Annotated in this window: 10 protein-coding genes; 6 read left to right on the forward strand and 4 right to left on the reverse strand. The window is 64.9% G+C overall.

The features are described 5' to 3' along the window. Positions 1–30 precede the first annotated feature (30 nt). The 3 genes from A8V01_RS00445 (at position 31) to A8V01_RS00455 (ending at position 3,785) form a co-directional block, all read left to right on the forward strand. Positions 31–1,410 (forward strand): formimidoylglutamate deiminase, encoded by a 1,380-nt coding sequence (locus A8V01_RS00445; protein ID WP_103093986.1) that lies wholly within the window; start codon positions 31–33, stop codon positions 1,408–1,410. Between the two features lie 2 nt (positions 1,411–1,412). Continuing rightward, on the forward strand, positions 1,413–2,120 hold the full coding sequence (gene hutC / locus A8V01_RS00450) for a histidine utilization transcriptional repressor HutC (RefSeq protein ID WP_103093987.1): 708 nt from the start codon (positions 1,413–1,415) through the stop codon (positions 2,118–2,120). A 123-nt stretch (positions 2,121–2,243) separates the two neighbouring features. Further along, positions 2,244–3,785 carry a glycosyl hydrolase family 79 N-terminal domain-containing protein gene (locus A8V01_RS00455; protein ID WP_170065787.1) on the forward strand — a complete coding sequence of 514 codons (1,542 nt, stop codon included), beginning with the start codon at positions 2,244–2,246 and terminating at the stop codon, positions 3,783–3,785. A gap of 255 nt (positions 3,786–4,040) precedes the next feature. Here A8V01_RS00455 and A8V01_RS00460 read toward each other — a convergent pair whose 3' ends face one another. From A8V01_RS00460 to A8V01_RS00470, 3 genes are all read right to left on the reverse strand, one after another. Beyond that, entirely contained in the window at positions 4,041–6,641 is a 2,601-nt protein-coding gene (locus A8V01_RS00460) for a M14 family metallopeptidase (protein WP_103093989.1), read from the reverse strand. Positions 6,642–6,664: 23 nt separating this feature from the next. Further along, positions 6,665–8,947, reverse strand: a complete 2,283-nt coding sequence (locus A8V01_RS00465) for a TonB-dependent receptor (RefSeq protein ID WP_103093990.1) — start codon at positions 8,945–8,947, stop codon at positions 6,665–6,667. Between the two features lie 258 nt (positions 8,948–9,205). Next, the gene (locus A8V01_RS00470) at positions 9,206–9,673 is read right to left on the reverse strand and encodes an Lrp/AsnC family transcriptional regulator (protein ID WP_103093991.1); all 468 of its coding nucleotides are present in this window, start codon (positions 9,671–9,673) and stop codon (positions 9,206–9,208) included. 126 nt (positions 9,674–9,799) lie between these two features. Here A8V01_RS00470 and alr point away from each other — a divergent pair, with 126 nt between their 5' ends. Genes alr through A8V01_RS00485 form a run of 3 tightly spaced genes read left to right on the forward strand, consistent with a single transcriptional unit; the run spans position 9,800 to position 12,557 of the window. After that, the gene (gene alr / locus A8V01_RS00475) at positions 9,800–10,918 is read left to right on the forward strand and encodes an alanine racemase (protein WP_103093992.1); all 1,119 of its coding nucleotides are present in this window, start codon (positions 9,800–9,802) and stop codon (positions 10,916–10,918) included. After that, on the forward strand, positions 10,915–12,165 hold the full coding sequence (locus A8V01_RS00480; protein WP_103093993.1) for a D-amino acid dehydrogenase: 1,251 nt from the start codon (positions 10,915–10,917) through the stop codon (positions 12,163–12,165). The genes alr and A8V01_RS00480 overlap by 4 nt, the downstream gene beginning before the upstream one ends. A gap of 44 nt (positions 12,166–12,209) precedes the next feature. Continuing rightward, positions 12,210–12,557 carry a RidA family protein gene (locus tag A8V01_RS00485; RefSeq protein ID WP_103093994.1) on the forward strand — a complete coding sequence of 116 codons (348 nt, stop codon included), beginning with the start codon at positions 12,210–12,212 and terminating at the stop codon, positions 12,555–12,557. Between the two features lie 28 nt (positions 12,558–12,585). On the opposite strand, the gene A8V01_RS00490 is transcribed toward A8V01_RS00485, so the two are convergent. After that, positions 12,586–13,767 carry an SGNH/GDSL hydrolase family protein gene (locus A8V01_RS00490; RefSeq protein ID WP_103093995.1) on the reverse strand — a complete coding sequence of 394 codons (1,182 nt, stop codon included), beginning with the start codon at positions 13,765–13,767 and terminating at the stop codon, positions 12,586–12,588. Between the last annotated feature and the right edge of the window lie 12 nt (positions 13,768–13,779).

Raw genomic sequence — 13,779 nt, forward strand, 5'->3', positions numbered from 1 at the left:
AGACAAAAAATCGAAGCAAGGAGCAGATTCATGTCGGCAAGGTTGGACAGCTCGCACAGGTCATTGTTTTTCGAGCATTGTCTGCTGCCCGCCGGTTGGGCCCGCAGCGTGCGCGTCACGCTGGCGCAGGGCCGGATCACTGCCGTTACGCCGGGTGCGGAGGCTTTGGCACAAGATGAGCGCCACCTTTGCGCGCTGCCTGCAATGCCCAACCTGCACAGCCACGCCTTCCAGCGCGGCATGGCGGGTCTTGCCGAACGGCGCGGCCCGTCGAACGACAGCTTCTGGACATGGCGCGAGATCATGTACCGCTTCGTCGACAGGATGAGCCCGGACGACGTGCGCGCCATCGCCGCGATGGCCTATGTCGAGATGCTGGAAGGCGGCTTCACCCGCGTCGGCGAATTCCATTACCTGCACCACGACCGCGAGGGCCATGCATTCGCCGACCCCGCACAGATGAGCGCGGCGGTGCTGGCTGCCGCCGGGGACACGGGCATCGGCATGACGCTGCTGCCGGTGCTCTACAGCTACGCCGGCTTCGGCGCGCAGCCGCCAAGCCCGGCGCAGGCGCGGTTCATCAATGATCTGGACGGCTATGCGCGGCTGCTCGAAGGGGCTGAGGCCCATGCCCGCGCACTGCCGGATGCCGTTGTCGGCGTGGCCCCGCATTCCCTGCGCGCCGTATCGCCCGATCAGCTGCGTGAACTGGCGCCGCTGACGCAGGACCGTCCGGTCCACATCCACATCGCCGAACAGGTGAAGGAAGTGGACGATTGCCTTGGCTGGAGCGGCAAGCGCCCCGTAGAATGGCTGCTGGACAATGCCGACGTGGATGCCCGCTGGTGCCTTGTCCACGCCACGCACATGAGCGAATCCGAAACCGCTGCCGTGGCCCGCAGCGGCGCCGTGGCGGGGCTCTGCCCGATCACCGAGGCGAACCTTGGCGACGGGCTGTTCCCGGTGGAATCATTCCTGGAGGCAGGCGGGCGCTATGGCATCGGCAGCGATTCCAACGTGCTGATCGACGCGGCGGAGGAACTGCGCCTGCTCGAATACGGCCAGCGCCTGACCCGCCGCGCCCGCAACGTCATGGCGCGCGGCAGCGGGCACTCGACGGGGGCGGACCTTTACGCGGGCGCGCTTGACGGCGGCGCGGCGGCGCTGGGCGTCAAGGGCGGCATCGCGGTGGGCCTGCCCGCCGATATCGTCAGCCTGAACCTTGCCCATCCTGCCATGGCGCATCGGCAGGGCGACGCGATCACCGACAGCTTCGTTTTTGCCGCCGGGCGCTCGGCCATTGACTGCGTGTGGCGCCATGGCGACAAGCTGGTAAGCGAAGGGCGCCACCGCGCCCGCGACCGGGTGGTGCGCGATTATGCCAAGGTACTGGAGACACTGATCGCGTGAGAATGCCCCTTCACGAACGCATTCGATCGGATTTCGAGGGACGCATCCTCGGCGGCGAACTGGCTCCCGGCGATCGCCTGCCGATCGAACAGGAACTGATGCAGGAATACGGCTGTTCGCGGATGACCGTGAACAAGGCGCTGTCGGCACTCGTCGCGGCGGGCCTGATCGACCGGCGCAAGCGCGCGGGGACGTTCGTGGCGCGCCCCAAGGTTCATTCGATGGTGCTCGACGTGCCCGATATCGCCGCGCAAGTGCGCGAACGTGGGCAGGACTATGCCTTCCGGCCCATCCGCCGCCGGGTGCGCCCCGCAGGCGACGATGAGGAGGAAGCACTGCTGGCGGGCGGCGGGGACCTCGTCCACATCGACGGGCTCCATCTGGTGGACGGCGCGCCGCTGGGCGTCGAGTTCCGACTGGTAAGCGCGGCTGCGGTGCCCGATATCGTCGGCGCCGACCTTGACGCGGTGCCGCCGGGCACCTGGCTGTTGCAGCACGTCCCCTGGACCGAAGCGGAAACGCGCATCTCTGCCGTTGCCGCTTTGGGAGACGAGGCAGAGTGGCTGGGCGTCACCCCCGGAACGCCGTGCCTGTGCGTGGAGCGCCGCACCTGGCGTGGGGCGGAGCGGATCACTTACGTACGCCAGCTGTTCCTTGGCGACGCTTACGACATGGTGGCGCGCTTTGGCCCGGGGGCTTCGGGGCGCTAGCACGCGACAGTCAGGCCCCATCCGGCTTTTCCGACAGGCAACCAAAGACGCACGGCCCCTTCGGCAAACCGCGTGCACGCTGCGACCTTCACGCCGGTTGACCACGGCATGCGAGGCGAAAAATTGATTCGGAAGCGTCTTATCCTGTTCACCGGTTGCGCCATGACGGCGCTCGGCGGCTGCGCCACCACGCATGAGGCCGGGCCACGCCCGCTGGACGTCGCCCGACTGCCAGCGGTGGGCATCGTCAGCGAACGCTTCCTGTCCTACAACGTCGAAATGCTGGAACTGACGGGCGGGCGCTTCTGGAAGCCCTATGCCAGTACGAACAGCGCGAAGACGGACCTTTATGAAGATCGCCCTCCGATCGATCTGACCAATCCGCGCCTGCGTGCTCTCGCCAGGGCGCTGGGGCCTGCCTATGTCCGCTACAGCGGGACTTGGGCCAACGGAACGTTCTTTGCCGACAGCGAAACTGCGCCCGCAACGGTCCCCAAGGGCTATGACGCAGTGCTGACCCGCCGCCAGTGGCGACAGGCGGTGGAATTCGCGCGCGACAGCGATGCGCAGATCGTCACTTCCATGCCCACCAGTCCCGGCGCGCGCGACGCTGACGGGAACTGGACACCGCAAGCCGCCGAACGCCTGTTCGCCTATACGCAGAGCATCGGCGGCACGATCGCCGCGTCCGAATTCGCGAACGAACCCAACCTGATCGGCGGCACCAAGCCTCCGGCGAACTATGACGCGGGGCGCTATCGCGGCGATTTCGCGAGGTTTCACGAATGGCTGCGCAAACGCTCGCCCGGCACCCTGATCCTTGCTCCCGGCGCTTTCGAACTGGGCAAGGGCAGCACGTTTCCATCGTTCATCAAAAAGTTGCCGACTGCGGACGTGGCGCCCACGGCGGCGCACCGGCCGGATGCCGTCTCGTTCCACTTCTACGGTGCGCTGTCGCAGCGCTGCAACGGGCTGAAGGACATCGATCCGCAATCCGACACGTGGCTTTCAACGATCGACACGGCAATCGCGGACACCGCCGCGCTGCGCGATGCGATCAGCCCCGACGCGCCCTTGTGGCTTACCGAAACCGCCGATGCGGCCTGCGGCGGCAACCCGCAGGCGAAGACCTTCGCGGATAGCTTCCGGTTCGTGGACCAGCTTGCCCGTGCGGCACGGCAGGGCGTTCAGGTGGTCATGCACAATACGCTGGCGGCAAGCGACTACGCCCTGCTTGACGAGCACGACTTCGCGCCGCGGCCGAACTACTGGGCGGCTTACCTGTGGCGCAGGACGATGGGCACGACGGTGCTCGACGGCGGCAGCATCGTGCGCGGTGATGGCCTGCGGATCTATGCGCATTGCCAGCGCGGGCGGTCAGGCGGGGTGACGGTGCTGGCCATCAACCCCGACCGCGCCAACGCGCGGACCCTGCACATCGCCGGGCGGGCCGAAGTCTTCAGCCTGACCCAGCCGGAGGGACGGCCCGGCAGCGCGGCGCTGAACGGTGTCGTTCTTGAACTTGGGCAAGCGTCGGGGGCGAAGGATATCTTCCCTCGCATGGAGGCGCTGCTCCGGCGCGGCGGGGTGACGGTCCCGGCATCCAGCATCAGCTTCATCACGATACCGGATGCGGCCAATCCGTCGTGCATGGTCAAGGGCTGAGCCGGGCTTTCCTACAGGCCGGGTGAAGCGGTAGATTGCGCGGCATGATCGCGCCCCTCGTTTCACTATACCGCAAGGTTACACATCGACCATGCAAGGTGACACATCTTACGCCAGATGTGTCACCTTATGCCCTCCAAGGTGACACTTCCCGGCGCAAGGTGACACCTTTTCCCTCTGGACCGTGTAAACCGTGTAAACCTGTCACCTTGTAAAAAAAAGGGGCGCCGCTTTCGCTGGCGCCCCAAGGGTGGATCACTTGCCCGCGCTGTCGGGGTAAAGCGTGTTGAAGAACACCTTGTACGCCCCGTGCGACTGCCCGCGCCATTGCGGACGGAAGCCGTAAAGGTAGACCTTGCCCTTGCCATACTCGACCACCACGGCCGCCGCCTTGCCCTGGATCGCTTCGGGATGGAGCAGGACGCCGCTGCGCAGCGGATTTCCGGCAGGCGCGTAGGAGGCCAGAACCTGGCCCTTGAAGCCGGGCTTGGGCTCGAACGCGGGGCCGCGCTCGAACATCACGATGGGGTCGATCGGCATCCCCGCCGCCACCTTGGTGCCGGGCGTCAGCTGAACCTGCAGCAAGGCGCCGGAGCAGAAGAAGAAGTCGGACTTGGCATCCTTTAGGATGTTGGTGACCGGCAGGTCGAACAGGTCGATCACCGCATCGGACGCATTGTTCAGCGCCACCAGAGTACCGCCGTTCTTCACGAAGTCCTTCAGCTTCTTCGCGCCGTCCTCGCCGATACCGCCGGCATAGGGGGCAGGCATCTGGCTGGGGCTGAACCCATCCATCAGCGAGGCAAGCGGGCCCTTGTACTTCGATTCAAAGTTGGCGGCAGGCGCAGTATCTCCGGGGCGCGACTTGCCTGGCGCGGTCATATCGGGAAGGACGATCGTGTCGTACTTGCCCGAAAGCCCCGCCTTGACGTCGGCGTTGTAGACGCTCTTCGCGCCGAAGTCGTACTGCTCCAGAAGCCAGCGGGTCCAGCCTTCGTCGATGTTGGAACCCCAGGGACGGTAGAGCGCAACGCGGCCCATGCGCACGGCTTCTCCGGCCGGAGCTTCGGCGCTGGCGGTGACGTTGACGCTGTACTGGCCGGCAAGCTTGCCCATCGCATCGGGCGTGACGCCGGTAAGGGCGATGCGGTCCGCGTTCCAGCTGGCCTTGCCCCCTGACGCAAGCGCGGCGTTCAGGACGCGGTAGCTGTTGTTCACCCGGCGATCGAGCAGGTAGGTCGAACCCGTCCCGGTGACCGCCCCTGCTGGCGGCGTCGCAGCCGCAACCTTGGTGAGCGAGGCGCGGGCGGCCGCATCCAGCGGCTTTTCGATGCGGTCCACCTTGATGCCCATCTGCATCGGCAGGGTCCAGCCGGTGACATCGTAAGGCAGATCTGCGGGGTTGCCGTCTCCGCCAAGAATGGCGTCGGGGTACTTCTGCGGATCGAACAGTTCACGCGCCAGACCTGCAAAGGGCTGGTCCATCGGCACGACCCAGCTGCCTGCCGCATAAGTCTGGCCGCCGATGGCCGTCGGCGCGGAGGTCTTCATTACGTCAAGCCCGTGCGAAATCATCAGCTGCGCCAGCGAGGCCGCTTCGGGCACGTCGGTCTGGTCGGCCGGGATGACATAGGCACCCGGACCGTCCTTGGCGGCGGCGGCGATCATGTCACGGCCCGCCTGATAACGGTTGAACAGAAGCGTCTCGCGGTACTTCTGCGCCGTTTCCAGCACCGACATCGACGCGGTCAGCATGTAGTCGACCGAGTTCTTCAGGTGCCACTCTCCGCCCTGCCACGGGTGGGGGTACATGATCTGGGCCTTCAGGTCCTGCTGCGCCTTGGGGAAGTCGCTGACCTTCCAGGTCTTGGGCGTGGCGCTGTCGTGCGCGGTTTCGGTGAAGAACGAGATCGTGTTGCGGAAGACGTGGATGTAATCGAGGAACCCGGCGTACCAGTTGTCGAACCGGGCCTGCGCGATGGCTCCGGGCTTACCCTCGGTCTCCATGCGGGTCATGATGTTGGTGCCGATGGCGTTGGTCCAGATCCGCATGTACGGGCTGATGTTGGACGATACCGGATCGGCGAAGGGCGGCACCCAGATGCGCGCGGGGAACGGCGCCACCTGATGCTGGCTGTACCAGATCACCGGCGCATATTCCTGCTCCGTCGCATTGACGACCTGGCTCTCCTTCATGTTGAGCATGTAGCCGTCGCGGTTGTTGTCGTGGCCGACATACTCCTGATAAAGCCAGGGCGTGCGGCTCGTTTCCCATGGGGTGCCGCGCTGCTTGCGATACCAGTCGACCACCATGTCCTGCCCGTCCGGGTTCAGCGTGGGCCACAGGACGAGGATGACGTTCTTGAGGATGCCGTCGACTTCGGCGTCGTTCTTCGCCGAAAGCAGCTTGTGTGCCAGCGCCAGCGGAAGCTGGTGATCGGACACTTCGCTGGCGTGCATGCCGCCGTCGATGTGGACGATGATCGGGCTGTCGGCGGCCAGCTTCTTCGCTTCCGCATCGGTCAGCCCGCGCGCATCGCCAAGGCGCTTGGAGATCGCCTTGTACTTGTCGAAATTGGCGATGTTCTCCGGGCTGGAGATCACCGCGTAGACGAAAGTCTTGCCGTGCGTGGACTTGCCGCTCTGGAACAGCTTGATCCGGTCCGACGCCTTGGCAAGAGCTTCGAAGTAGCGGACCGAGTCCTCGTAGTTGGCGAGGTAATAGTCATCACCCACTTCATGGCCGAGCACGTCCTTGGTGCTCGGCACGTTCTGCGCCAGCGCCGGGGTGCAGAGCCCCAGCGCCGAGGCGGCCATCAGGACGCGCGCAAGGCGCGCCGACTTGTGCGTTTTCATGTGCTGGGACTCCGTTTTTCAGGTCAGAAGCTGCGGCGCACGTTCACGCCGATGGTGCGCGGCGCGGCCGAGGTGGCGGCATAGCTGTTGGGCGTGGACGACATCGAGGCGCGGTTGATCGCCACTGCGTCGAAAACGTTGTTCACGAACAGGTAGATGCCCGCATCGCTCTCCGGCAGTTCGAAGCCGACGCGCAGGTTGGCCAGCACGTAGTCGTCCATCTTCACGCGGTATACGTTGGTCGGACGGAATTCCGAGTAGGACGAGCCGACGTAGTTGACGTCCGCGCGGGCAAAGAACTCGACCGTGTCGCTGACCGGGGTGCGATACTCCGCCCCCATCGATCCGGCGAAGTGCGGGATGTAGGGAATGCGGTCCCCGGCGCGGCCGGCTGCAACGACCGCGTCATTCACCTGGTCCTCGGTCAACTTGGCGTCGAGGTAGTTGCCCGAGAAGTTCAGCTGCACGCCCTTGACCGGACGGACGAAGGCTTCGGCTTCAAGGCCACGGATGCGCGCTGCACCGGCGTTGGAGAGGAACGAGTAGGCGCCGTTGGTGGTGCGGCCGCTGACCTGCATGTTGTCCCAATCGATCTGGAATGCGGCAAGGTTCAGCGTCAGCGCCCGGCCCAGCAGGTTGAGCTTGCTGCCGACCTCGTAGTTCCACAGCTTGTCCGCTTCATACGGGGTCAGGTCGGCCGACAGACCGATGACCTGGTTCGCGCCACCCGGACGGTAGCCCTGCGATGCCGTCGCGTAGAACAGCATGTCGGGGTTCGCCTGCCATGAGGCGTTGAACTTGAGCAGCGTACCGTCTGCCGAGGACTTGACCGAGCTGACCGGACGGATGTTGGCCCCGATCAGATCCCATGCGATGTCGGTGTAGCCGGTGACCGTCTTGTCATAGTCGTAATAACGGATGCCGGCCGTCAGGCTCAGCGAAGGCGTGACGTGGTACGTACCCTCGCCGAAGACCGCAGCCTGCTTGAGCTTGTCGAAGATTTCGCGACGGTAGATCAGCTGGACCGGGAAAATGATCTCGCCGGTGGCATCGTCGGCAAGGGCGTCTTCGGAGGTGACGTGGTTCTTGCGGTTCTGGAAGAACGCGCCCACGGTCCAGTCGATCGGGCCGCCATCGGTGGAGCTGAGGCGCAGTTCCTGCGTGAAGTCCTTGGTCGATCCTGGATAGTAGATCGCCGCCGGGCTTATGCTGTCGAGATAATCGTAGTAGCTGGCCAGCGTGTCGGAAGAACAGGCACTGCCGGTGTAGGACGCGCACTTTGCTTCGGTGCGGTACGTGCCGATGTAGTAGCTGTCATCCGCGGCATAGGCCGACTTGCGGTGCTGGTAGCTGGTGATCGACGTCAGATTGGCGAAGCCGATGTCCCAGTTCGCGGTCAGGCTGTAGAGCTGCGACTTGTCGGTATAGGGCAGGTTCACCTGCGCGGCCGACTTGTACTTGCCAACCGAAGGGTTCCAGGTGGCCGAAACCGCGTCGGTGTTCTCGAACGCGGCGGTGCCGTCGATCGTGAAGTTGGAGGTTGGCGTGAAACGCAGCATCAGGCGGCCGCCGGTGGCGGTGTAATCGTTGACGTTCTTGCGGTTCAGATAGGTGTTGTCGATGTAACCATCGCTGTCGCGGCGATAGAGCACGGCGCGCGCGGCCAGCACGTCCTTGACCAGCGGCACGTTGACCATGCCGTTGACGAAGTAGCCGAAGCCGCCGCCCTTGGTGGTCATCGCCTGACCTTCGATGGTGCCTTCGTATTCCTGCGTCGGCTTGTTGAAGATGACGCGGATCGCGCCGCCCATCGAGCTTGCGCCATAGAGCGTGCCCTGTGGCCCACGCAGCACTTCGATGCGGTTGACGTCGAACAGGGTGAAGTCTGCGGTGCGTCCTGCCGCGTCGCTCGAGACGCCGACCGAGCCGGTGACCGGGGTATCGTCGTAATAGACGCCGACCGTCGCTTCGCCCGACGCCTGCACGCCGCGAAGGCTTACGCGGCGCTGACCGGGGCCGTTGTCCTGAATGCGCAGTGACGGAACGAACTTTGCGTAGTCGGCGATGTTGGTGACGCCCGCATTGGTCAGCGTCTCGCCGGTGAGGGCCGTGATGGCCATCGGCGTGGTCTGGACAGTGGTGTCGCGGCGAAGCGCGGTAACGACGATATCATTGCCATTCTCGGTCGCGGCTTCATTCGCAGCCTGGGCGTGAGCGGCCACGGGGACGACGGCGGCGAGAGTGAAAACGGCGGAAGCGACCCCGCAATTCAGAAAGGCGCGACGAAACTTGCTGTGAACGGTCATCGACAATCTTTTCCCTCAATGTGGCGAAGGCGGCTTCTTTTGGCCGGTCACCTTCATCCCTGTTGACGACTCGCATATTGCCGAGTCGATAATGTATATACAAGAAATATTATTGCTCAAAAAATGAACATTCAGCCCTGCAAGTTGCCCATTTTTTATGCATCACCACACGAATGGTGGCGGCGCCCGGAAAGCCGATGCGATGGGGAAGGTCAAGGCCGCAATGCGGCCAATCGCGATTTAGGTCGCGCGGAGCGCCTATTTGCGCGCCCGGCGAGGACGCATGGCATCGCGCATCGCGAAGCTTGAATTGATGCGGGTGACGCCGGGCAGCCGCGACAGAACCTCGCCGTGGATCGCTTCATACGCCGCGACGCTTTCCGTGCGCAGCCGAAGCCAATAGTCCACGTCGCCGGTCATCAGGAAACATTCGCGCACTTCCGGGCATTGCCGCACCGCATGTTCGAAGCGGGACAGGTAATCCTCGGTCTGTCGATCCAGCGTCACCTGTACCACGACATCGACCCCGCGCTCGTCGTCGTCGGCCGGACCAGTCAGGACGGTATAGCCGCGGATGACACCCCGGTCTTCCAGCAGGCGGATGCGGCGCAGGCAGGCTGAGGGAGAGAGGCCCACCTCTTCGGCGATCTCGGAATTGGGACGGCGGCCGTCGAGGCGCAGCAGGCGCAGGATCGCGCGATCCACGGCGTCGGAGGCAACTGGCATGATCTTGTGTAAACTCCGCATGATCGTGCGCGTACAGGCATGATGTGGCATAATATTTAAGCGATCGGCAGCCTATTCGCTTCGACATGCGATACAATCCGATCATCGGATCGCCAAGGGGGCCTTGTGATCACCGCTGCACGCCTGACCATCGACCTGGATGCCCTGGCCGCCAACTACCGCCAGATCCGCGACCGCGTGGCCCCCGCGCAGGCAGGAGGGGTGGTCAAGGCGGATGGCTATGGCCTTGGCGCCGCCACCGTCGCGCGCACGCTTATCGCGCAGGGATGCCGGAATCTTTTCGTGGCGTTGTTCAGCGAAGCGGAAGCGCTGGTGCCGCATGTCGCGGGCGAGGCCGAAGTCTACGTCCTCAACGGACTGCTGCCGGGGCTGGAGGCACGCTGCGCAGCGCTGGGCGCGATCCCCGTGCTCAATTCGCTGGACCAGATCGCGCGCTGGTCAATGCAGGCGAAGGCGGACGGCAAGATTGTGCCCGCAGTGTTGCAGGTCGATACCGGCATGTCGCGCATGGGGCTGCCGGAAGACGAGATCGAGCAACTGATTGCCAAGCCCGACCTGCTGGACGGCATCGAACTGCGTTTTCTCATCAGCCATCTTGCCTGTGCCGACGATCCGGGCGATCTTGCCAATGCTGCGCAGGAAGCGCGCTTTCTTGCCATCGCCACGCATTTCCCCGGCCTGCCTCTGGCGCTGGACAATAGCGGGGGAACGTTCCACCCACGCGGGCATTTCGATCTCGTGCGCGCAGGTATCGCCCTTTACGGCGGCAATCCCGGAGCCGGGCCCAATCCGATGCAGCCGGTCATAGGGCTGGAGGCACCGATCGCCCAACTGCGCACGATCCCCATGGGCACCGGCGTAGGCTATGGCCTGACCTTCCATGCCGCGCGTGAGACGCGGATCGCAACGATCCCGGTGGGCTATGCCGACGGCTGGCCGCGCTGCCTCGGCAATCGCGGCGCTGCCTACATCGCCGGAGTGCGCGCCCCGATCGTCGGCCGGGTGTCGATGGACAGCATCACGCTGGACGTCACCGACGTGCCTGCAAAGCACCTCTATCCCGGTGCTCGGGTGGAACTGATCGGCCCGCAGCAAAGCATCGATCAGGTCGCGGCCGATGCCGGGACCATCTCCTACGAAATCCTTACCCAGCTCAGCCGCCGCTATGACCGGGACTATCGCCCGGCCCATGCGCCCGCCCTTGACCGGAGCACCATCGCATGAAGATCGCCATCCTTGGCAGCGGAGTTATCGGCGTGACTTCGGCCTGGTATCTGGCTGAAGCGGGGCACGAAGTCACCGTGATCGATCGCCAGGACGGTCCTGCGCTGGAAACCAGCTTTGCCAATGCCGGAGAGATTTCGCCCGGCTATGCGTCTCCCTGGGCTGCACCCGGCATCCCGATGAAGGCGGTCAGGTGGCTGATGATGAAGCATGCGCCGCTGATCCTGCGCCCTCATGCCGACATGGCGATGCTGCGCTGGCTGGTGGCCATGCTGGGGAACTGCAACGCCCGCGACTATGCGATCAACAAGAGCCGGATGGTCCGCCTTGCCGAATTCAGCCGCGATTGCCTGATCGCGTTGCGCCAGGAAACCGGCATCCGCTACGACGAGCGCAGTCAGGGCACATTGCAGCTGTTCCGCGAGGAAAAGCAACTCGACGGGATCGGCAAGGATATCGCCGTTCTAAAGGCGGATGGCGTGCCGTTCGAGGTGCTGGACCGCGCGGGCTGCATCGTCGCCGAACCCGGCCTTGCCGCCAGCACCGCACCGATTGCGGGCGGGTTGCGGTTGCCCAACGACGAGACTGGCGACTGCTTCAAGTTCACCACTGCGCTGGCAGCGATGGCAGCGGCAAAGGGTGTTGAATTTCGCAATGGAATCAACATCACGCGGCTGATCGAACAGAGTGGCCGCATCGTCGGCGTGGAGACGGACGGGGGCACGGTGTCCGCCGATGCGTTCCTTGTGGCGATGGGCAGCTTTTCGCCGCAACTGCTGGCGCCGCTGGGCATTCGTCTGCCGGTCTATCCGGTCAAGGGCTATTCGCTGACGGTGCCGATCGTGGACGAGGCGCGCGCTCCTGTTTCGACCCTGCTGGATGAAAGCTACAAAGTGGCGATCACCCGGCTTGGCGACCGTATCCGGGTTGGCGGAATGGCGGAAATTTCCGGATTTTCCCGTGACTTGCCGCCCGAACGGCGGGCCACGCTGGAACATTCGGCAGGCTCGCTGTTCCCCGGCGGCGGCGATCTGGAGGCGGCGAGCTTCTGGTGTGGATTGCGCCCGATGACGCCTGACAGCACCCCGGTGATCGGCCCGACGCGCATTCCGAACCTGTTCCTGAACACCGGCCACGGCACGCTGGGCTGGACGATGGCCTGCGGTTCGGCCCACGTCATCGCCGACATAATCGGCGGTCGCCGCCCCGCGATCGAGACTTCCGATCTGGCCATCAGCCGTTACTGAGCGGCACACAGACGGCACATAACGGCACTCAAGAGGACCACAGCATGACCATAACCCGTATCGACCAGGGCCCGCGCATGAGCGAAGCGGTGATCCATGGCGACACCATCTACCTTGCCGGCCAGATCGGCGTTCCGGGAGAGAGCGTTGCCGAGCAGGCCCGCTTCGCCCTTGCCGAGATCGACGCGCTGCTGGCGCGGACCGGCAGCGATCGCGATCACCTTCTGTCGGCCACCATCTGGCTTGCCGACATGGCCGACTTCGAGGAAATGAACCTGGCGTGGGACGCATGGATCGCCGGGCACTCAGCGCCCGCGCGCGCTACCGGCGAGGCGAAGCTGTTCGAGCCGGGCTACAAGGTCGAGATCATCATGATCGCGGCGAAGGCGTGAAGCCGAACCTGCCGCGCTGACCTATCTGTCAGGGCAGGCGCTTCAGCGCGGCAAGGTCTACCGCATCGCCCATCGCCCTCAGCCCCGCATCGTTGGGGTGGAGGTGGTCGCCCGGATCGAAATCGGGGCGCAGGTCGGCGGGAGAGGCAGGGTTGCGTACCGCAGCTTCGAAATCGACCACGCCGTCGAAGACCTTGCCGCTGCGGATCGCAGTGTTGACCGACTGGCGCACCCGTTCCTTGACCGGGGACATGTATCCTGCGCGCAGGGCAGGCGTCATCGTGCCGCCGATCACCTTGATCCCCAGCGCATGGGCGCGCTCCACGAATTGGCGGTAGCCGTAAAGCAACTGTTCTGCCGTCACTGCATCGGGGCCGGTTTCCGCGCCTGCGCCGATATCGTTGATGCCTTCCAGAAAGATCACGTGCGTGACGTTCGGCACGCTGGCCACGTCACGCCAGAAGCGGTCGAGCGCCGAAGTGGCGCGCCCCGCCTTGAGCACGCGGTTGCCGCTGATACCCATGTTGACCACGCCGCAGCGCTGCGCTGCGGGCAGGGCGGCAAGCCGCTCCGCCAGACGGCCCGGCCACCCGCGCGTCTGCGGAGAAAGGCCGAGGAACCCATCGGTTATCGAATCCCCGAAGGCGACCACGGTGCAAGGGGCCTGCGGCGCACGGACCGACACCAGCGAAAGGTACGGCCGCAACTTGATCGGCGTGAAGCTGGCCCCCGGCGTTGCGGGCGCAAAGGCCATTTCCATGCCAAGGTTGGTGCGTCCGGGCCGGGTCGGGGTGGAGAAGGTTACGCTGACGATCACGTCCTGCGCATTGTGGAACGGCGCAAGGATAGGATCGCTGATCACGGTTGCGCCCTTGGGTAGCGCCACGGCCTGAAGCCCCGAGAAGCGGATCGGATGGACCGGGTTCGTCCCGATCTCCGTCCCTACCGGCCCGGAGGGGCTGGCGATCGTCACCGCTCCGATTGCGATCGCCTTGTCCCCTTCGGCATTGCTGAAGGTCAACTGCATCCCGTCGCCCGCCTGCGTCAGCCGCACGCGATAGCGATAGGTGCCGGCGGGCTGTTCCGGCTCGTTCGTGCCGCTGTCCGCCGGGGCATAGCCCCATGCGCCCGCCCACTTCGGGGCTGCCTGCGCCGGGATGGACACAAGCGCGGCGCCCAGAAAGGCGGCAAGATACATCGTGGTCTTCATGCCGCCTCTCTT

The sequence above is a fragment of the Novosphingobium guangzhouense genome, assembly GCF_002896965.1.
Lineage (GTDB): Bacteria > Pseudomonadota > Alphaproteobacteria > Sphingomonadales > Sphingomonadaceae > Novosphingobium > Novosphingobium guangzhouense.

What these genes read in the sequence shown, in the direction of transcription:
- A8V01_RS00485 (WP_103093994.1), top strand. Translation starts at nt 12,210, where the DNA reads ATGACCATAACCCGTATCGACCAGGGCCCGCGCATGAGCGAAGCGGTG.
- A8V01_RS00465 (WP_103093990.1), bottom strand. Translation starts at nt 8,947, where the DNA reads ATGACCGTTCACAGCAAGTTTCGTCGCGCCTTTCTGAATTGCGGGGTC.
- A8V01_RS00445 (WP_103093986.1), top strand. Translation starts at nt 31, where the DNA reads ATGTCGGCAAGGTTGGACAGCTCGCACAGGTCATTGTTTTTCGAGCAT.
- A8V01_RS00460 (WP_103093989.1), bottom strand. Translation starts at nt 6,641, where the DNA reads ATGAAAACGCACAAGTCGGCGCGCCTTGCGCGCGTCCTGATGGCCGCC.
- A8V01_RS00490 (WP_103093995.1), bottom strand. Translation starts at nt 13,767, where the DNA reads ATGAAGACCACGATGTATCTTGCCGCCTTTCTGGGCGCCGCGCTTGTG.
- A8V01_RS00480 (WP_103093993.1), top strand. Translation starts at nt 10,915, where the DNA reads ATGAAGATCGCCATCCTTGGCAGCGGAGTTATCGGCGTGACTTCGGCC.
- A8V01_RS00470 (WP_103093991.1), bottom strand. Translation starts at nt 9,673, where the DNA reads ATGCCAGTTGCCTCCGACGCCGTGGATCGCGCGATCCTGCGCCTGCTG.
- hutC (WP_103093987.1), top strand. Translation starts at nt 1,413, where the DNA reads ATGCCCCTTCACGAACGCATTCGATCGGATTTCGAGGGACGCATCCTC.